General features: G+C 63.0%; 18 protein-coding genes. 7 read left to right on the forward strand and 11 right to left on the reverse strand.

Annotated elements, in window-relative coordinates:
• Positions 1–89 precede the first annotated feature (89 nt).
• Positions 90–953 (reverse strand): DMT family transporter, encoded by an 864-nt coding sequence (locus CIT25_RS22010; RefSeq protein ID WP_095486633.1) that lies wholly within the window; start codon positions 951–953, stop codon positions 90–92.
• Between the two features lie 105 nt (positions 954–1,058).
• Here CIT25_RS22010 and CIT25_RS22015 point away from each other — a divergent pair, with 105 nt between their 5' ends.
• Positions 1,059–2,462, forward strand: coding sequence for an aminotransferase-like domain-containing protein (locus tag CIT25_RS22015; protein WP_095486634.1), 1,404 nt, complete (start codon positions 1,059–1,061; stop codon positions 2,460–2,462).
• A gap of 39 nt (positions 2,463–2,501) precedes the next feature.
• Here CIT25_RS22015 and CIT25_RS22020 read toward each other — a convergent pair whose 3' ends face one another.
• The 3 genes from CIT25_RS22020 to CIT25_RS22030 all read right to left on the reverse strand — a co-directional run bounded on the left by CIT25_RS22020 (position 2,502) and on the right by CIT25_RS22030 (position 5,080).
• Entirely contained in the window at positions 2,502–2,999 is a 498-nt protein-coding gene (locus tag CIT25_RS22020; RefSeq protein WP_095486635.1) for a MaoC family dehydratase, read from the reverse strand.
• 260 nt (positions 3,000–3,259) lie between these two features.
• Complete coding sequence (locus CIT25_RS22025; protein WP_095486636.1) at positions 3,260–3,688, reverse strand: phasin family protein; 429 nt, start codon at positions 3,686–3,688, stop codon at positions 3,260–3,262.
• A gap of 96 nt (positions 3,689–3,784) precedes the next feature.
• Positions 3,785–5,080, reverse strand: coding sequence for a DUF445 domain-containing protein (locus CIT25_RS22030; protein WP_095486637.1), 1,296 nt, complete (start codon positions 5,078–5,080; stop codon positions 3,785–3,787).
• 202 nt (positions 5,081–5,282) lie between these two features.
• On the opposite strand from CIT25_RS22030, the gene rirA reads away from it, so the two are divergent.
• Positions 5,283–5,744, forward strand: coding sequence for an iron-responsive transcriptional regulator RirA (rirA, locus tag CIT25_RS22035; RefSeq protein ID WP_095486744.1), 462 nt, complete (start codon positions 5,283–5,285; stop codon positions 5,742–5,744).
• A 181-nt stretch (positions 5,745–5,925) separates the two neighbouring features.
• Here rirA and CIT25_RS22040 read toward each other — a convergent pair whose 3' ends face one another.
• The 5 genes from CIT25_RS22040 to hemP are packed head-to-tail and all read right to left on the reverse strand — an operon-like array spanning position 5,926 to position 10,046.
• Positions 5,926–6,714, reverse strand: a complete 789-nt coding sequence (locus CIT25_RS22040) for a heme ABC transporter ATP-binding protein (protein ID WP_095486638.1) — start codon at positions 6,712–6,714, stop codon at positions 5,926–5,928.
• A 10-nt stretch (positions 6,715–6,724) separates the two neighbouring features.
• Positions 6,725–7,825, reverse strand: coding sequence for a FecCD family ABC transporter permease (locus CIT25_RS22045; RefSeq protein ID WP_095486639.1), 1,101 nt, complete (start codon positions 7,823–7,825; stop codon positions 6,725–6,727).
• An 11-nt stretch (positions 7,826–7,836) separates the two neighbouring features.
• The gene (locus tag CIT25_RS22050) at positions 7,837–8,745 is read right to left on the reverse strand and encodes a heme/hemin ABC transporter substrate-binding protein (RefSeq protein ID WP_095486640.1); all 909 of its coding nucleotides are present in this window, start codon (positions 8,743–8,745) and stop codon (positions 7,837–7,839) included.
• Between the two features lie 11 nt (positions 8,746–8,756).
• Complete coding sequence (locus tag CIT25_RS22055; RefSeq protein WP_095486641.1) at positions 8,757–9,818, reverse strand: hemin-degrading factor; 1,062 nt, start codon at positions 9,816–9,818, stop codon at positions 8,757–8,759.
• A 21-nt stretch (positions 9,819–9,839) separates the two neighbouring features.
• Positions 9,840–10,046 (reverse strand): hemin uptake protein HemP, encoded by a 207-nt coding sequence (hemP, locus tag CIT25_RS22060; protein ID WP_095486642.1) that lies wholly within the window; start codon positions 10,044–10,046, stop codon positions 9,840–9,842.
• 300 nt (positions 10,047–10,346) lie between these two features.
• On the opposite strand from hemP, the gene CIT25_RS22065 reads away from it, so the two are divergent.
• From CIT25_RS22065 to CIT25_RS22085, 5 genes are all read left to right on the forward strand, one after another.
• The gene (locus CIT25_RS22065; RefSeq protein ID WP_245329947.1) at positions 10,347–12,506 is read left to right on the forward strand and encodes a TonB-dependent hemoglobin/transferrin/lactoferrin family receptor; all 2,160 of its coding nucleotides are present in this window, start codon (positions 10,347–10,349) and stop codon (positions 12,504–12,506) included.
• Between the two features lie 5 nt (positions 12,507–12,511).
• Positions 12,512–12,955, forward strand: a complete 444-nt coding sequence (locus CIT25_RS22070) for a hypothetical protein (RefSeq protein WP_095486644.1) — start codon at positions 12,512–12,514, stop codon at positions 12,953–12,955.
• 40 nt (positions 12,956–12,995) lie between these two features.
• Entirely contained in the window at positions 12,996–14,036 is a 1,041-nt protein-coding gene (locus CIT25_RS22075) for a TonB family protein (RefSeq protein WP_342587109.1), read from the forward strand.
• Between the two features lie 62 nt (positions 14,037–14,098).
• The gene (gene hmuQ, locus CIT25_RS22080) at positions 14,099–14,413 is read left to right on the forward strand and encodes a heme-degrading protein HmuQ (RefSeq protein WP_095486646.1); all 315 of its coding nucleotides are present in this window, start codon (positions 14,099–14,101) and stop codon (positions 14,411–14,413) included.
• A gap of 1 nt (position 14,414) precedes the next feature.
• Entirely contained in the window at positions 14,415–14,786 is a 372-nt protein-coding gene (locus tag CIT25_RS22085; RefSeq protein WP_095486647.1) for a bleomycin resistance protein, read from the forward strand.
• Between the two features lie 21 nt (positions 14,787–14,807).
• On the opposite strand, the gene CIT25_RS22090 is transcribed toward CIT25_RS22085, so the two are convergent.
• Both CIT25_RS22090 and putA read right to left on the reverse strand, forming a co-directional pair.
• Positions 14,808–15,866 carry a glycosyltransferase gene (locus CIT25_RS22090; protein WP_095486648.1) on the reverse strand — a complete coding sequence of 353 codons (1,059 nt, stop codon included), beginning with the start codon at positions 15,864–15,866 and terminating at the stop codon, positions 14,808–14,810.
• A 98-nt stretch (positions 15,867–15,964) separates the two neighbouring features.
• On the reverse strand, positions 15,965–19,576 hold the full coding sequence (putA, locus tag CIT25_RS22095; RefSeq protein WP_095486649.1) for a bifunctional proline dehydrogenase/L-glutamate gamma-semialdehyde dehydrogenase PutA: 3,612 nt from the start codon (positions 19,574–19,576) through the stop codon (positions 15,965–15,967).
• Between the last annotated feature and the right edge of the window lie 89 nt (positions 19,577–19,665).

Raw genomic sequence — 19,665 nt, forward strand, 5'->3', positions numbered from 1 at the left:
CCGAATCTCCCTGCTCCAACCTTCACCACAGAATCACCGTTCGGCTTCTGTGCAAAGGTCTCACAAGGGGAGAAGGAAGAAGGGTTGTCCTATCTCGCATATTTCTTCGCGCCGACCACGCAAAGCACGACGGCGGCAGTGACGGCGATCATCGCAGGACTGACCTGCTCGTGCAGCAGCATTGCCGCCAGCCCGAGGCCGAAGAAAGGCTGGAGAAGCTGCAACTGTCCGACCGCAGCGATGCCGCCTTGCGCCAGTCCGCGATACCAGAACACAAAACCGATCAGCATGCTGAACAGCGAGACATAGGCTAAGCCGATCCAGGCGGCTTTGCCTATGGTTTCGAGCGACGGTGGCATGGTGATGAGCGTCAGGGCCAGCATGACCGGCAGCGACAACACCAGCGCCCATGAGATCACCTGCCAGCCACCAAGTTTGCGCGACAGCTTGGCTCCTTCCGCATAGCCCAGTCCGCACAGGATAATTGCGGCGAGCATCAGCATGTCACCAATCGGCGAGGCCGAAACGCCTTGCGTCACCGCAAAACCGGCAACGAGGGCGCTGCCAAGGCACGAAAACAGCCAGAAGGCCGGTTTGGGGCGATCGCCGCCACGAATAACGCCGAAGATCGCGGTCGCCAGCGGCAACAGGCCGACGAAGATGATGGAATGGGCCGAGGTGATATGCTTGAGCGCCAACGCGGTCAGCAAGGGAAAGCCGACCACGACGCCGAGCGCCACGATGGCCAGCGACAACAGATCCTGCCGCTCCGGGCGCTTCTGGCGAAAAATGAGCAGAAGCGCGAGGCCGAGTATGCCTGCCGTGGCAGCACGGGCGACGGTAAGGAAGGCCGGATCGAAATCCATCACCGCAACACGCGTTGCCGGAAGCGATCCGCTGAAAATCAGCACGCCCACGAATCCGTTCATCCAACCACCCGCCGTCTTGTCCATCGCACGCTCCTGATGCTCTCGCCTCTATCGGGCCGGACGCATGGCGCCACCAGAGACAATGAGGTACAGTTTTGCAAAACTGTCATGGTAGGTTGAGCAGTACGGATGGATGAGCAGACGACGGCAAGTGGGGGCAGCGGGACGCTTGTCGAAAGCGTCATGGCGACGATCAGGCAGAGGATCGCCGCGCGCAGCCTGACACCGGGAACACGATTGCCTTCGATCCGGGCTTTCGCGAAAACCGTGCAGGTTTCCAAATCCACCGTGGTCGAAGCCTATGAGCGTCTTGCGGCGGAAGGCATCATCCGCTCGCGTCCAGGTTCGGGTTTCTATGCCGCCGGACCGCTGGCTCCCTTATCGCTGGCCGAGATCGGCCCCAGGCTTGACCGTGCCGTCGATCCGCTCTGGGTTTCGCGCCAGTCGCTGGAAGCCGGCGACGGTGTGCTCAAACCCGGCTGCGGCTGGCTGCCTGCATCGTGGATGCCGGAGGCTGGATTGCGCCGGGCATTGCGGACATTGGCACGAGGTGATGATGTCACGCTGACGGATTACGGCACGCCTCTCGGGCTGCCGCCGCTGCGTCATCTGCTCGCACGGCGCATGGCAGGGCACGGCATCGAGGCGTCTCCCGACCAGATCATGCTGACGGAATCGGGAACCCAGGCGATCGACCTCCTCTGCCGGTTCCTGCTCGAGCCGGGCGACACGGTGCTGGTGGACGACCCCTGCTATTTCAACTTCCATGCCCTGTTGCGCGCTCACCGGGCCAAGGTGGTCGGCGTTCCCTATACGCCGTCGGGACCGGATATCGAGCTGTTCGCGCAGGCGCTGACGGAGCACCAGCCGCGTCTCTACATCACCAATTCCGCACTTCACAATCCGACGGGTGCAATTCTGTCGCCGGTCGTCGCCCATCGATTGCTCAAGCTCGCCGACCAATCGGATCTGACGATCATCGAAGACGATATCTTTGCCGACTTCGAACACACCCCCGCGCCCAGACTGGCGGCGTTCGACGGGCTTGGTCGCGTCGTCCATATCGGCAGCTTCTCAAAAACGCTTTCGGCGTCGGTGCGCTGCGGCTTCATCGCGGCTCCACGCGACTGGATGGATGGGTTGACCGACCTCAAGATCGCCACGTCCTTTGGCAGCGGCAGGCTTGCCTCCGAACTGGTGCTGACGCTGCTGAAGGACGGTCTCTATCGCAAGCACGTGGATTTGTTGCGCACGCGGCTTTCACGCGCCATGGCTGAGACAAGCACGCGGCTGAAGGCGATCGGCATCACGCCGTGGATCGACCAGCCGGCCGGCATGTTCTTGTGGTGCAGCCTAGCGGAAGGCGTGGATGCAGCTGAAATGGCCCGCCGCGCCTTGTCGGCCAATATCGTGCTGGCGCCCGGCAATGCGTTCAGCCTGTCTCAAACTGCCAGCCGTTTCCTGCGCTTCAACGTCGCGCAGTCGGCAGACGAGAGAATTTTCAGGACACTCGAGGAGGCGATGTCGCGTTGATTTTCGCTATCACGGAAATGCAGGCCTTGGCGCTTCGCCTCAGGCCCTGCCCCGCTTGCGCCGCTCGTAAAGCATGACGAGCGTTTCGGCCGTCAGCGCCGGCTTCTGCTCACCTTCGATCTCGACGATGTTGGCGGCCTTCATCAGATACTGGCCGGGGCCCTTGTCCTCCACGGACAAAAGCGTGATGCGCAGTCTGATGCGCGCGCCGGCCCTGACCGGCGCCAGGAACCGCACCTTGTCGAAGCCATAGTTGAAGGCGGCTTGCGTGTTTTCGGGCACGATGCCCATGTCCAGCGCCAGCGCGCCGATGATCGACAGCGTCAGATAGCCGTGCGCGATGGTGGTGCGGAACGGGCTTTGCCGCTTCGCCCGCTCTGGATCGACATGGATCCATTGGCGGTCGCCCGTGCATTCGGCGAACTGGTCGATGCGGCTCTGGTCGACCGTCGTCCAGTCCGACACACCGAGCTCCTGCCCGGTCATCATCCTGAGCTGCTCGTAGGTCGGCGGCGTCCTCGGCCGTGTTTGCGTCATTCCTGCTTTCCCGATCGCCTGCTTTCCCGATCACTTGTCCTGCCTCCCGACCACGAACCGGCCGCCTCTGTCAATTCGCTCCGCGCGTTCCGCTGCGGCATCCTCGGTCGGATCGCGTCAACGCCTGTGTCCAGCGCCGCAAAACAGGCTATCCGGGCCAAGAGAAACTTTGTGCCTCGCCGAGGCCGAGAATCAACAATACGACTTTCAGGAGCCGGATAGGCGGGAGAAAAGTCCGTCTGCTTTGGCTTGGGAATAGCCTACTTCTTGTCGTAGCCGGTGCGGATTTCCTCCATCGCCTCCTTGATGCGGTCGCGCAGGATCTCGACCGATTCGGTGCCGGATTTCCTTGCCAGTTCGGCCACTTCGCCGGCATTCTTCAATGCGGTCTCGAAGGATTTCCTGGCGAACGCCGCTTGCTTGGCCATCAACTCCCGAGGATCGCCCGGCGCTCTGTAGCTCTGCGCCATGTCGGCGATTTCGTGCAGCGTGTCCTGCAGCATCTCGCGTTGTCGGGAGAATAGCGACGACGCGCCGGCGGCACTTGCCCTGGCTGATTTTTCCAGTGCCTCGAGGTTCTTGCGATGATGGTTGAGGATCGCCTCGACGTCTACGTTCGGCAGCTTCAGGTCGCGGCCGAACCTGCCGAACATGTCCATGAAAGAGCCGGGATCCGGTTGCTTTGCCATGGTGGTTTCTCCCCTCTTGTTGCGAATGCAGCGCCTGAGGAGAAGAATAGGGCACTGGCGCTTCGCGGTCCATTCGAAGGCGCAACACATCGCGGTTCAGCCGACGAGGAACAGCCGTTCCACCGTATAAAGCGCGACGCCGGCAAGGCCGCCGATGACCATGCCGTTGAAGCGGATATATTGCAGGTCCCTGCCGATGTTCATCTCGATCAGCCTGGTGAGCTGGGCAAGGTCCCAGCGCTTGACCTGATCGGCGATGAATTTCGAGACGCCGCTCTTCTGGCTTTCGACGAAGGAAGACAGCGCCACGACGAACCCCTGGTTCATGTCGGCTCTGATCTGCGCGTCGCCGGCAAGATGGCGGCCGACTTCGACGAACATATTGGCGAGATGGGCGCGAATCATCGAATTCGACGCCTTGGCGTCCTGCTCGATGAACAGGCTGAGGCTTTCCCACATGTCGCCGGCCAGCGCCTTCAGCTCCGGCCTGGCGAGGAAATCGCGCTTCAGTTTCTCGGCGCGCTTGGCGTATTGCTTGGATGTCCTCAGCCGCTCGACGAAGGTCAGGACAAAACGGTCGAATTCGGCGCGCATCGGGTGTTCGGGATCGGCCCTCACCTCGTCGAGCAGCGAACCGGCGGAGGCGACGATCTTCTTCAGCAGATAGGCGTCGGCGCGAAAAAGGTTGAACAGCGACGGCAGTTCCTCGCGGATCTTCTCCCGCATGCTCGCCAGCGCCTGCTCGTCGCTCAAAAAGCGGCCGACGACCTTGGTGAATTCGTCGAACAGCCTTTGGTGGCGGCGGTCGTCGGTCAGGGCCGACAGCAACTCGGCGGCGAGCGGCGCCAGCGGCACCTTTTCGATCTGCTCCAGCATGCGGCTGGTGACGAAGCCGCGCAGGCCCGATTGCTTGACGGCCGCCAGCGTCTGCGGCACCAGCCGGCCGACGAAATGCGATAGATCGGCGGCGCGGTTGGGGTCGGCCAGCCAGTCGGCGACGAGCGCGGAAAAGTCGACCTCGGCAAGCTTTTCGCGCACCGGCTCGGGCGCCAGGAAATTGACCTCGATGAAGCGGCCGAGATTGTCGGCGATGCGGTTCTGGTTCTCCGGAATGATGGCGGTGTGCGGGATCGGCAGGCCGAGCGGCCGCCTGAACAGCGCTACCACCGCATACCAGTCGGCCAGCCCGCCAATCGTCGCCGCCTCGGCGAAAGCGGCGACGAACCCCAGCCACGGATAGTGGCCCTCGAAGGACTTGGCCACCGCAAAGATGAGGACGCAGAGCGCGAGCGCCGCGGTGGCGACGAACTTGGTGCGCCGAAGCGCCGAAAGATTGGCGTCCGCGTCGGCATCGAACCGGGCGGATGCCAAAGTCGGTGCTGATTGTGACATGGATGAACTACTCCTGGTCGATCTCGCGGACTTAATTTAGTAATCCGCCCGCCCGAATGCGCCCCAGATTAATCGGGGTGATGTTTTGCACGACCCTGCACACAAACTTGACAAAAAAATTCACCTATTATGCGATGCTTGTCTGGAATTATTCCAAGGTATAGGCCATATTAGGCTTGAGCTAATGCTTCGTGAGGACAAAATGCGGCTGACACGCCAGACCAATTACGCCATGCGCATCCTGATGTATTGCGCCGCGAACACCGATCGGCTGAGCCGCATCCCAGAGATCGCGGCCGCCTATTCGGTGTCTGAACTTTTTCTCTTCAAGATCCTGCAGCCTTTGGTCGAGCATGGTCTGGTCGAGACGGTGCGCGGCAGGAACGGCGGCGTCAGGCTCGGCCGCGAGGCCGAATCCATCACGCTGTTCGACGTCGTGCGCGTGACCGAAGAGAGCTTCGCCATGGCCGAATGCTTCGAGAACGATGCCGCCGAATGTCCGCTGGTCGACAGTTGCGCGCTGAATTCGGCGCTTCGCGAGGCGCTCAACGCCTTCTTCGCCGTGCTTGAGCGCTACACGATCGCCGACATGGTGGCGGCGCGTCCGAATGTGCGACACCTGCTCGGCATCGACATGCTGGTGCAAAGGGCGCCGGCCGCCTGATCCTGGTCGCATCGCGGTTTGGCTAGGTCTGTTGAGATTCAGGTCAGGCCGAGCCGGAGTCGAAGACGGGCGCGAAGCGACCAAACAGGTGGGTTCCGAGAACCGGAACGGAGCGTACGTTTGGGTACGTGAGTACGGAAGCGCAGGAAATCGCCATTTGCAGGCCGGCATCACCTGAATATCAACAGACCGACTGCGGCAATACGAACGGCATGTCTCCGGCCGGCAGCACGCCTACCCTCAGCCGGCAATCGAACACTTTTTCGATCAGATCGTCGCTCAGCACGTCCTGCGGTGAGCCAGTGGCGGCTAGCCTGCCGCGATGCATGACGAAAATCCGGTCGGCATACATGGCCGTCAAATTGAGGTCGTGCAGGATGGCGACCACGCCGCCGCCCCGTCTGGCGAAGTCGCGGGCGATGTTCATGATGATCAATTGGTGCTTGATATCGAGGCTGGAAACCGGCTCGTCGAGGAAGAGATAGCGCGGTTTGCCGTCGAGGACCGGCGCCCAGACCTGGCAGAGCACGCGGGCCAACTGCACGCGCTGCTGCTCGCCGCCCGAAAGCTCCTGGTAGAAACGGCCGGCAAAGCCGTCGAGGTCGACCCGCGCCAGCGCCCGTTCGGGCAGGCGCTCGTCCTCACCGGGAAGCGCGCCCGAGCGCCCGCCGAGCAGGCCGAGCCTGACGATCTCGCGCACCGTGAAGGGAAAGGACAACGTCGTCGCCTGCGGCAGGACGGCGCGCATCGTCGCGGCCTCGACCGGTTTCATCACCGAGAGGTCGCGGCCGTTGATGGTGACCTCTCCCGAATAGGCAAGATCGCCGGACAGCGCCCTCAGGAAGGTCGTCTTGCCCGAACCATTGGGGCCGACGATGGCCGCGATTTCGCCGGGCCGCATGTCGAAATCGACATTGGCGACGATACGCTTGCCGCCGATCGCCACCGAGACATCCCGCGCATCGATCATAAAAACCCTCTCACAGGTCGATGACCCCACGCTTGCGCAGCAGGATCCAGAGGAAGAACGGAGCGCCCGCGATCGCGGTGACGATGCCGATCGGCAGCTCGGCCGGCGCAACGATGGTGCGGGCGATGGCATCGGCCAGAAGCAGCAGGCAAGCGCCAAGCAGGGCCGACGCCGGCAGCAAATAACGGTTGTCCGGGCCGATAGCCAAGCGCAACAGATGCGGCACCACGATGCCGACAAAGCCGATGCCGCCGCTGACCGCGACAGATGCCCCGACCGCCGCCGAAACGCCGATGATTGCAGTGTATTTCAGCCGCTGCACCGGGATGCCGAGATGGCCGGCGGTGGCTTCGCCCAGTGCCAGCGCGTTGAGGCCGCGCGCCAGGAACGGCATCGCCGCCAACGCCAGCACGATGATCGGCCCGACTGAGCCGATTTTTTGCCAGGTCGCGCCGGCGAGCGAGCCGAGCTGCCAGAAGGTCAGGTCGCGCAACTGCCGGTCGTCGGCCATGAAGATCAGGATGCCGGTCAGCGCCATGGCAAGGGCAGCCAGCGCAATACCGGCGAGCAGCATGGTGGCAACCGAGGTTCGGCCTTGCCGGGTGGCGACCTGATAGAGCACCAATGTCGTCGCCAGCCCGCCGCAGAACGCGGCAAGCGGCAGAGCGAGCGTGCCCAGCACCGAAGTTATCGGCGCCAGCACCGTGGCGCCAAGCACGATGACGGCCACCGCGCCGAGGCTCGACCCAGCCGAAACCCCGATGAGACCGGGATCTGCCAGCGGGTTGCGGAACAGCCCTTGCATGACCGCGCCGGAGACGGCAAGCGCGGCGCCGATCAGCACACCGAGGATGACGCGCGGCAGGCGGATATCGTAGACGATCAGGCGGTCGCGGGCGCTCAGCGCCTCATTGCCGGGTGCTGCGCCCAACAGCCAGTCGCCGACGACGCTGACGGCGGAGGCATCGGATGCGCCTGATGTCAGCGACAGCAGGACGGCAACGGCAAGTCCCAGGCATAAAAGCAGAATGACGATGCGCGCCCGCCCCGAACGGTCGCCGTCGGATGCTGTCGCCATGGTGCCCGCACCAGCGATCGATTGATCCACCATTGGAAGCCCGCTCAGTCCGCGGCCTGATCGCCATAAAGCGAGGCGGCAAGGTCGTGGATGACGTCGGCCGTGCGCGGCCCGAAGCCGAGCAGATAGCCGCCATCCATGCGGATCACCTTGCGCGCCGCACCCGCCGGCGTCGACAAGATGGCCGGGTTCGCGAACAATTCGTCATCGGATGCGGCGGGACCGGCATTGTTCATTATCAGGATCACGTCCGGCTTGGCGGTGATAACAGCCTCGTCGGACAATTGCTTGTAGCCGGAATAGCCGTCAACCGCGTTGACACCGCCCGAAAGCTTGATGATGCCGTCGGCGGCAGTCTCGCTGCCGGATGCGAGTATCTTGCCACCCTGCATCGACAGCACGAACAGGACGCGCTTGCGTTCCTTGATCGAAGCGGTCTGCTTTTCGGCGGCCTTCAGCTTGGCATCGATCTCGGCTGCCAGCGCATCGGCCTTGGCGTCCACGCCAAGCGCCTTGCCGACGATATGGATCTTTTCGAGAATGCCTTCATGGTCGTAGCGCTCGGGCACCTCGATGAATGGAATGCTCGTTTTCTTCAGCACGTCGACCGCTTGCTTCGGCCCGCTGCCGTGCAGCGCCAGGATGCCTGACGGATTGACCGACAGGACGCCTTCCGGCGACAGCTGGCGCATGTAGCCGACATCAGGCAGCTTGAGCGCCGCCTCGGGATAACGGCTGGTCGAATCGCGGGCGACCAGCCGATCCTGCTCGCCGAGCGCAAAGACGATCTCGGTGATCGAACCGCCGATGGCCGCTATCTTCGACGGGTCCGCAAAGACCTCCGTGCCTTCGGCGGCACGGGCCGGCAGCAATGCGGCAAAGGCCAGGGCAAGGCCGATCGCGGCCCCAAGCGTCGTTCTGAAAACACGCGCCCGTTTAAGCAAAGGAGCCATTGTCGTTGTCCTCAGGCTGCGGTCGGGCTTGGAATGCGCGGCAGGTTCTCTGCCAGAAACCGCCAGTCCTCGCGCTCGCTTTCACCTTCATGGCGCTTACCGAAGAACTGGATGATCATCTTGCCGTCGGCGCCATAGGCTTCGAGAGACGTGACGTGGCCATCCTTGGTCGGTTTGCGCACGGCCCAGACCTCATGGATGTGGCCGGTCCGCAGATGCAGGTGGAAGGTCTCGTCCAGCACGTTGATCCATGGCCCCATCGGCTTGATAGACTTGATTGGGCCCGAATGGATCTGGATGCAGCCGCGATTGCCGACAAAGCACATGATCGGCATCTCGCCCTCGGCGGCATGGTGGAACATGGCGCTGACGGCATCGTTGTCGAGCAGCCAGGCGTAATCCTGGCCGACCATGCGCATCGCCTGGCGGCGGTCGAGCTTGAGCGTCTTCAGCATGCCGAAGAACTGGTGCACGTCAGTCAGGCGGCTCCAGCGGTCGCGCAGATCGTCGACATCAGCGGAAGCGTCGGAAGCCTCGGTCTCGTCGGCAAATCCGCCGTCTGAAATTGCGACCGTCGACTCCTCGTTTGGCGATTCGAGCTCGGCCACCAGCTTCTGATAGGCATAGAGGTTGGACGCGGGCCGCAGATGCACCTTGTGCACCGCCTCGCCTGCCGCATCGAAGAACTGCAGGCTGCGCCTGATATCGCCGCCGTCGCGCTTTTCGACGGCAAAGCCGTGCGTCCAGACTTTCGGGAAGATGCGCAGATCGATGTTCTCGCCAAGCACCATGGCATTGTGGTTGCCGGTGACGACTTTGTCGTAGACGCCGATCTTCTCGTGAACAGCGCTTTCGTTACGCGTCAGCGCCATGACCTCGCCGACGGCTTCGAGGCCGGTCAGAAGATCGTTGACGCGCGGCTCGACGCGGACGACGCCGTCGCCGCAATGCGCGGCGACCAGCTCGGCCTCCGAAATGCCGAGTTGGGCGGCGAGATCGCGCTCGCGCGTCTTCGGATTGTCTGCCCGCGCCCACCGGATCTCGTGCGGAGCGGGTTTTACGCGCTGGTCCATCTCTTAGATACCTACTCTTGCCTACTTGTTGAGGATGAGCTTGCCCTGACGGGTGATCTTCAGCCGGTAGAGCGCTCCGTGATGCTCGATGCCGATCTCGTGCTCGCCTTGGAACAGCGTGTTGCTGGACAGGGTTCTCACGGTCAACGGAACCCGGTCGAAACGAGCCGAATTGTCGTCGGAACGGCGGACGCGATAGCGAAAGTCACTGGGATTGTGCGTGTTCATCTGGTTCGATCCCTTTCCTGTGCCGGGCGTCTGGCTAGGCGTTGCGTAGATGCCGATTCATTTCTTGACTTGAATAATCATGTTTATTAGTCAGTGCAATACCGGACTAAGTGAGTCAAGATTTAAGACGCCGGACACGACGAAAAATGCCAGCAAGCTTCAAGCCAGCCAGCATCGAACCAGGCATTTTGGAGTTGGGGCATGGGGTTGGCGAATTGGGGACGGCTGGGTCTGGCGAATAGCAGCCCAGGTCCGGCGCATCAAGGTCCGGCGCATCGATCGATGGCAAAGGGCCGGTCTATGGCAACGGGAATCGCCGCACTGCTGGCGGGTGCTGCGGCGATTGCTCTGCTCACGCCGTCAGCCAACGCTCAACACGCCGCCCAACCGGCAACAGACCAGCAGCAGCCCGAACAAGCGCAGACGCCTGAAGAGGCTGCGCTGGCCCCGGCAGGCGCAACGCTGCTCGACCAGATCCTGGTCATCAGCCGCACCGGCGAGACGGCGATCGATTCCCTGGCTTCGGTCAGTCATGTCGATCAGGAGCAATTGGAACGCCGCATGGCGACCACACCTAACGAAATGCTGTTGGGTGTGCCTGGTGTAGCGGTCCAGGCGGACGCAAGGCGCGTCAGTTCAAGCATCAATATCCGTGGCTTGCAGGATTTCGGCCGCGTCGCGGTGATCGTCGACGGTGCGCGGCAGAATTTCCAGCGCTCCGATCACGGCACGCAATCGACCTTCTATATCGACCCGGAGCTCATCAAATCCGTCGATGTGATCCGCGGCCCCGTTGCCAACACCTACGGCTCGGGCGCCATTGGTGGCGTCGTCTTGTTCGAAACCAAGGACGCGGACGACTATCTTCGCGACGGCGAGACATGGGCGGCGTCTGCGACCGGGCGCTACGAGAGCAATGGCGAAGGCTGGACGACCAGCGCTGCCGGCGCATACCGTTTCAACGAGAACTGGGATGTCCTCGGCAACATCGTCTATCGCGACTATGACGACTACAAGGATGGCGGCGGCGATACGGTGAACGGCACCGGCTTCGATGTCTTGAGCGGCCTGCTCAAGACGACCATCCGCCCCACTGAAAACAGCGAACTGAAGCTGGGTTGGAATGGCACGAGCGACGGGTGGAACGAGGTCAGCGGCGGCACGCCGGTGAATGATGTCGACCTGAAAGCGAATACCTTCACGGGCCGCTACAACATCACCGACGAAGACAAGAGCTGGCTCGATCTCCACATCAACGCCTCCTACAACAAGACCGACATGGAAATGACAAGCCTTGTCCCGCAAAACCGGTTTGATCCAGTCACCGGTCTTCCCATCGTCTTGCCGGCGGGTTCGATGTCGACCTTCGATATCGGCACTTCGGGCATCGACATCTGGAACACCTCGCGGTTCGAGACCGCCGGCATTGCGCACGAGCTGACCTACGGTGGCGACTGGGTTGGCGACGACGTCGAGACGGGTGGTACCGCAGGCGGCGCCAGTTTCTATACCCCTTCGGGAAAGCGAAACGTTTCCGGCGCTTACGTCCAGGACAAGCTCACATGGGACTGGCTCGAAGTCATCGCCGGGCTGCGTTACGACAGCTACAACCTCGAAAGCGATGTCGGCGAAACCTCCGGCGACCGGTTGTCGCCGCGCATCACCGTCGGCGTCTCGCCATTCGAAACCGCCAGTCTTTCGGGACTGCAATTTTACGGCACCTATGCGGAGGGATATCGTTCCCCGTCGCTGTCGGAAACTCTCATCAGTGGCAACCATCCGGCAGGCGTCAGCTTTCCGTTTCTCCCCAATCCCGACCTGAAGCCTGAAACCGGCAAGACGGTCGAATTCGGTGTCAACTATAAGCACGACGACATCCTCGAAGCCGGCGACGCGTTTCGTTTCAAGGCGGCCTACTTCAACAACGACGTCGACGACTACATCGACGGTGTAACGCTATCGGCATTCGATCCGACCAGCGGCTGCCCATTCGGCCCCGGCATCCCGATCTGCTTCCAGTACCAGAACTTCGCAAAAGCCAAGATCCGCGGCTTTGAAATGGAAGCTGTCTATGACGCCAGCTGGGGTTTCGCCGGGCTGTCGGCCTCGATTATCGATGGCCACACCATCTCCTATGAGGGCGAGCGGGCAGACCTCGTCACCGTCCCTTCGTCCCAAGTCACCGCGCAACTCGGCTTGCGCTTTCTGGAGGATAAGCTGACCGTCGGCGGCGAGGTGCAGTACAATGGCAAGCCAAAGGGCAACGCGGTGGCCAAGGATTACACGCTGGTCAATGCCTTCGCCAGCTACCAGGCGACCGACAATTTCAAGGTCGATTTCCGCGCCGACAATTTGTTCGACGTGAAATACACCAATCCGTTGAATGCATCGGCCACGAGTGTAATTTACGAGCCCGGCGTCACGCTGAAGCTGGCGGCGACAATGCGATTTGGAGGCTGACGACAATGGCAAGCTTGACGGCATCGCTTCGCCTGCTGACCTCGGTGCTGGCAATGCCGCTTGTGATGGGTCCGGCGTGGGCGCAAGAGTCCGCGCCGGTCCCTGGTCTCACGCTTGAACTCAACGGCGCACAACCTTCCGACAAGGGCTGCCGTTTGACGTTCGTGGTCAACAACACTCTCGGCGCCGACCTCTCGAAAGCGGCGTTCGAGATCGCGCTGTTCAACGAGGCTGGCGTCGTCGACCGGCTGACCGTGCTCGACTTCAAGGACCTGCCGGCGGGCAAGACCAAGGTGACGCGTTTCGATCTTGCAGGCGCCGACTGCGCCAAGGTCAGCCGCGTGCTGATCAACAGCGCGACCGAATGCGCCGGCACCGGCATCGAGCCGGACGCTTGCATGCGCAGGCTGAAGACCGAGACCAAGACCGGCATCGCCTTCGGGGTCTGAGAACGCAGTGGGACTGGAGCCCGCGCTCGGACGGAACATCGTGGCATGGCCGCTGGCCGGACCGTTGCCGCCGAGGGCAAATGATCTTGATTTGACAAGCGGGCCGCTGCAGTTTCCGTTCCGCGACATGCAGGAAATCAGTCCCCTCCCTAACGTCGGCGGCGAGCTGGCCATAGCACCGGCCGAGCCCCAGGCGACGCCATTTGCCCGGAACCGCAAGTGGGTGCTGGCGATTGTCACTTCCTGCCTTCTCCACGCCGCGGTGGCGGCGGTTTTCCTGTTATCGCCGGCCGGGACATTTGACTTCCAGGATGCCACTCAGTCGGAAGGCAGCGATCAGTCGGGCGCCAACGTGGTTGGCAGCGCCCTGGATCGGGAAGCGCAGGCAATGAAGGTCACATTGGTGCCGAACCCGCAGCCGACCAAACCAGCGGCGGCAAAGAAACCGGTGCCGCCAACAATGCCTCCTCAGCCCGCCAAAGAAGCGACGAAGCCGCCCCTTGAACCTTCCCCGGAAGCTGTCAAACAGTCGGCGGCCCTGCCAGACATATTGGCGTCCGGGGTCTCCGATGACCAGAGCGCGGCCCCAAAGCGCCCAGTACAACCAACTGTTCAGACAGAAAGCACCAAAGCGCCTGCTGTGTTTGCCGGGCAGCCGCCGATCCCCAGCGCCAGACCAAGCCCACCAATGCCTCCTTCAAGGACAAGCGAAGCAGATGAGAAGCGCGGCACGGCAGATGGCCGGGACCGCTCTGCTCGGGCGGCGAGTAAGGGCAAGAGACAAAATGAAGCAGGTATTGCGGCGGAATCCAGCTACCGCAGCGACGTCATAAGAAAGCTCAGCCGTGTCAATCGCAGCGTCCCGCCCTCGGTGCAAGCAACCGCCCGCAACAATGCAATTGTCACATTCGTCATTGGCAGCCGTGGCGGCATCAATGAGCTGCGCATCCTAGAGAGTTCTGGTTCGGAAGATTTCGATCAGGTCGTGCTCGGTATCGTGAGGAAGGCAGCCCCCTTTCCTCCCATCCCGACAAAAGTCGGCAACAATCTGGTGTTTACAGGTGCGATCGGTCCGTTTTGAGAATCTTCACCTCGTCGTTTCCATCTACGGTCACAGTTCACCAATCCCGAAAGGACAGCCCAATGTACATCGCCATGAACCGCTTCAAAGTCCAGAACGGCTCTGAGGACGCCTTCGAGGACGTCTGGAAGAACCGTGATTCGAGCCTTTCGGAGATGAAAGGTTTCAAGGAATTTCATCTGCTGCGCGGTCCGGTCAACGAGGCCGAAGGTTACACGCTGTTCGCCTCGCACACCGTATGGGCGAGCCATGAGGATTTCGTCGCCTGGACCAAATCCGAGAATTTCCGCGCGGCGCACCGCAATACCGGCACCACCAAGGTGCACTATCTCGACCATCCGCAGTTCGAAGGCTTTTCGGTCGTCGAGGGCGCGTGACATGGCCTTGCCCGCAGCCGACCCGGCGCGCAGCATTCCCGTGCTGGCCTCGCCCGACATCAAGGCGACGCGCGATTTCTACCGCGACCAGCTCGGTTTCGGCATCGTCGGGCCCGAGATGGACGACTATCTCATCATGCGCCGCAACGAGATGGAGATTCACTTCTGGAAGAGCGACGACCGCAAGCTGCCGGAAGTGTCGTCCTGCTACATCAGAGGCGGCGAGGTGCCGGCGCTGCATGCCGAATTTTCGGCGCGCGGCGTCGAGAAACTCAGCCCTTTCACCGTTCGCCCGTGGAACATGAAGGAATTCTATGTCTGGGACCCGCATGGCAATCTGCTGAGGTTCGGCTGCGCGCCCGAAGAAGTGTGAAGCTTCCGGGCCTGCCGGTTCTCAGGCCTTGCCGAACAATCGTCGCAGCGCCCAAACCAGGCGCTTGGCGAAGCGCTTGCGCAGCCGTCGCAAACGGCTTCGGCGACCAAGAAATGGCATGACACGCGGATCGTCGCCGAGGCTGCCAAACCGCTTGGCGTGCTGCGACAGGAATCCGGGCACAAAACCCCGGCCATTGGCGGCGGCGAGCTGCTCTGCACTGGCCACGACGTAGTCGACGATATCATTCGCCATGACCATCTCATGCGCTCGGTATGCCAGCGATTGCTGCACATTGCCGCCGGTGTAGGCGATGTTGGTGGATGCGTTGGCCCCGTGCAGGCGGTAGAGGCCGAGACATTCCGACAGGAGCAGGCTGCCGGCCGCCAGATGCGCACATGTCGCCGCGAGATAGTCGGTCCCTATCCTGGCCTTGAACGGGAACGCCAGAACCGGTTCCAGCGCGGCGCGCCGAAAGACCATCGACGATGTCGGCGCCCACATCCAGCCATAGGCGCCGGGCTTGAAATACGTGATCGGATGGTCCGAAACATAGCCGATCTCCGGCGCCATCGCGCCAAGCTGTTTGCCGGGGATGATGCCGACGCCAGGTCCGTCCAGACTGGAACGCGGCTTTCGCAATTGAATATAGGTGCCAGCCAGCAAGCTGCGATCGCGGTCGACCAGAAAGACATCGGAACTGGACAGCGATGCCGGGCGCATCGCATTCAAATGGGCCGCAAGGTGCGCCACGAGAAAATTCGGCAACCAGATATCGTCGGCATCGAGAAACGCCACGAACGGCGCGTCGCTTGCGGCAAAACCATCGCGGAAAGATTCAAGCTGGCCGCCATTTTGCGAACGCGCCAACAGGCTGAAGCGCGGGTCATCGATCGCTTCGAGTAGCCGGCGGATGTGATCGGCCGAGCCGTCGGTCGAAGCGTCGTCGACGATGACGCAGTGCCATTTCTGATAGGTCTGCGCCAGAACCGAGCGGATCGCATCCTCAATATAGTCGCGATAATTGTGACATGTGATGACCACGCCGACACGCGGAAGCTCAAACCGTGGTGGCTGCATCTGTTCGGCCTCGCCCCTGTCGAGTTGCCCACTTGTTAGTCGACGTGGCTTCTTGTCAACACGAGGCACTTTCGCGGCAAGCGGGCCTTGGGGGAATCTTACGCCGCGGCCAGCAGGCTGGCATTGCCGCCCGCAGCCGTGGTGTCGACGCAGACGGCGCGCTCATGCGCATAGGCCGCCGGGTTGAGCACTTCGCTGACCAGCGGCACGATCGGGCCGGCGCGGTCGGCGATCACCTTGCGCACGATACGCGCGGCCTCGGGCGTGCCGGAAAAGGCGACGACGTCGACCCGCAGCGAGCGTGCCTCGACCGGGTCCGGACGACCGTCGATGGCCGCCAGCGGCAGCCCCTTGCCGGTCAGTGACGACAGTGCAGCCGGCGCACCCGGCGCGACGGCCAGCACCGCATTGCCGGCCGCGAGCGCTTGGATCGTCTGGGCAAGCAGCGTGTCGGCGTCCGGTCCCAGGCAGAGCACACGGCCGCGCGGCGACAGCGACAGCGTGTTGGCCTCGCCCGTCGGTCCGGGCAGATCGACCTGGCCGAAATCGATGCTGGCGGCGGCACCGATGGCGGCAGCGCCCTTGCCGCGCAGATGCTTCCTCAGCACCGCCACCCGGTCCGCTCGCGTCGACCAGCCGCCGAGCGCCGGGTCGGGCAGATTGTCGGCGAGTTCGGTAGCCGTCACCTTGCGGCCGTCAAGAATAGGCGCGCCCGCCTGCGGCCCCTTGCGGAACCGCCTGAGATAATGTGGCCCCCCGGCCTTCGGTCCGGTGCCGGAAAGCCCTTCACCGCCGAACGGCTGCGAGCCGACCACGGCGCCGATCTGGTTGCGGTTGACGTAGATGTTGCCGGCATGGATGCCGTCGACGAAATGCTGGGCGCGGCCTTCAATGCGGGTGTGCAGGCCAAAGGTCAGGCCATAACCCTTGCGGTTGATCGCGGCGATCACCGCATCGATGTCGTCGGCGTCGAAGGTGGCGACATGCAGCACCGGCCCGAACACCTCGCGCTCCATCTCCTCGATGCCCTTGACCCGAAAGACATGCGGCGCCATGAAGCGGCCGTTCTTCGGCGCTTCGAGCTTGGCGATCAGCCGGCCCTGCAGACCCATTTCGGTGCAATAGTCGCGGATCGATTTTTGTGCCTCATCGTCGATGACCGGGCCGACATCGGTTGAAATCTGCCAGGGATCGCCGAGACTGAGCGCTTCCATCGCTCCCTTCAGCATCTCCAGCATCTTCTTCTCGACGTCCTTCTGCACATAGAGCACGCGCAGCGCCGAGCAGCGCTGGCCGGCACTCTGGAAGGCCGAGGCAAGGATGTCGCGCACCGCTTGTTCGGGAAGTGCGGTGGAATCGACGATCATCGCGTTCAACCCGCCGGTCTCGGCGATCAGCATGGCGTCGGGCGCGGCGGTCTCGGCCAACTGCTTTTCGATCAGCTTGGCGACCTCGGTCGAGCCGGTGAAGCAGACGCCGGCAATGCGCGGATCGGCGGTCAGCGGGCCACCGACCGACGGACCATCGCCGGGCAGAAGCTGGATGACGTCTTCCGGGACGCCGGCCTCGCGCAGCAATTCGACGGCGCGGAACGCAATCAGCGGCGTCTGCTCGGCCGGCTTGGCGATCACCGAATTGCCGGTGACGAGTGCTGCCGCGATCTGGCCGGTGAAGATGGCGAGCGGAAAATTCCACGGCGAGATGCAGGCGATCACCCCGCGCGCTTCCGTGCCGGGTTCGGCGTTGGCAGCCTCGGCCGCGTAATAGCGCAGGAAATCGACCGCTTCGCGCACTTCGGCGACGCCGTCGGCCAGCGATTTGCCGGCCTCGCGGCTGGCGAGCGCGAAGAACTCGACGGCATTGGCTTCGTAGAGATCGGCGGCGCGGTTGAGGATGGCGGCGCGCTCGGGAACGGCACGTCTTGCCCATGCCGGCTGCGCCTCCACGGCGATGCGCAGGGCGGTCGCGACCTGCTTGGCGCTGGCCTCGCTGACCGTGCCGACCACCTCGTCGGGTTTTGCCGGATTGACCACCGGACGCTGCTTGCCGTAGCCGGCGGCCCGCGTGATCGGCTTGGCGTGCCAGCGGTCCGGGCCGGAAAACTCGGTCTTCGCCTGGTCGATCGCGGCCAGGGTCACCGGATCAGTGATGTCGAATCCCTTCGAATTGCGTCGGCTGGCACCAAAGATCGCCGATGGTCGCGCGATCGCCGGATTGGCGGCGGGACCCTGTTTCTCGACGGTTTCGAGCGGGTCGCGGGCAATATCCTCCGGCTCGACCTCCTCGTCGGTGAGCTGGTGGACGAAGGAGGAGTTGGCGCCGTTCTCCAGCAGCCGGCGGACCAGGTAGGCAAGCAGGTCGGAATGCGCGCCGACCGGCGCATAGATGCGGCAGCGCGTGCCTTCTGCGCGCCGCACCGTCTCGTGCAGCGCTTCGCCCATGCCGTGCAGGCGCTGGAACTCGAAGGAGTCACGATCCCCGGCCATCGACAGGATGGCGGCGACGGTGTGGGCGTTGTGAGTGGCGAATTGCGGATAGATGCGGTCGGTCATCGACAGCAGCTTTTTCGCGCAGGCCAGGTAGGACACATCTGTGTTGGCCTTGCGGGTGAAGACCGGATAGCCGTCGAGCCCGAGCGTCTGCGCTCGCTTGATCTCGGTATCCCAATAGGCGCCCTTGACCAGCCGCACCATGATGGTGCGATCGTATTTCTTCGCCAGCGCATAGAGCCAGTCGATGGTGAAGGCTGCGCGCGGACCATAGGCCTGGACGACGACGCCAAAACCGTTCCAGCCGGCAAGCTCCGGCTCGGCCAGCACCCGTTCGATGACGTCGAGCGACAGGTCGAGGCGATCGGCCTCCTCGGCGTCGACGTTGAGGCCCATGCGCGAATGACGCGCCGCCAGCGCCAGCGACAAAAGCCGCGCGGCCATCACAGGCAGCATCTTTTCCTTCTGCGTTATCTCATAGCGCGGGTGCAGCGCCGAAAGCTTGACCGAGATGCCATGGTTCTGGCGGATGTCAGGGCCGTTGGCGCCGGCATCGAGCGAGGAGATGGCGTCGGCATAGGCCTTGAGATAACGCAAGGCATCGGCCTCTGTTCGAGCCGCCTCGCCCAGCATATCGAAAGAATAGAGATAGCCCTTCTGGGTCATCGGCCGGCCGCGCTTGACGGCCTCGGCAATCGTGCGGCCGAGCACGAACTGCTCGCCCATTTCACGCATGGCGGCGGCGACTGCCTTGCGGATGACCGGCTCGCCCAGCCGGCGCACCATGGCGCGCAGCGTGCCTTCGATGCCGCCCTCGCCTTCGTCGAGCACCCGGCCTGTCAGCATCAGCGCCCAGGTCGACGCATTGATGAAGATCGAGCTCGAGCCGCCTGAATGCGCCGACCAGTCATGCGGCGCGATCTTATCGGCGATGAGGTCATCCATCGTCTCGGTGTCGGGCACCCGCAGCAGCGCTTCGGCCAAGCACATAAGCGCGACGCCCTCCTTGGTGGAGAGGCCATAGGCGGACAGGAAGACCTCCATCAGCCGTGGATCGGACGAGCCGCGCACCGCCCGCACCAGATCGGCGGCGCGGGCCGAGATCGCCTTTCGGTCTTTCCCCGAAAGCCCCGTCGCCTCGGCCAGCCGCTTCACGGCCTCGTCTTCATCAGGCAAATAATTGGCACGGATCTGCTGGCGGATGGCTTCGAGCGCTGGCATGACGGTCCTGTAGAGCGAGCATCAGGGAGCGGGCCGGCGGTCACCGGGCCGAATGGCGCAAGCTAACATAAACCTTGATCTCAGTCGGT

The organism is Mesorhizobium mediterraneum (genome assembly GCF_002284565.1).
In the GTDB taxonomy this organism is placed as follows: Bacteria; Pseudomonadota; Alphaproteobacteria; order Rhizobiales; family Rhizobiaceae; genus Mesorhizobium; species Mesorhizobium mediterraneum.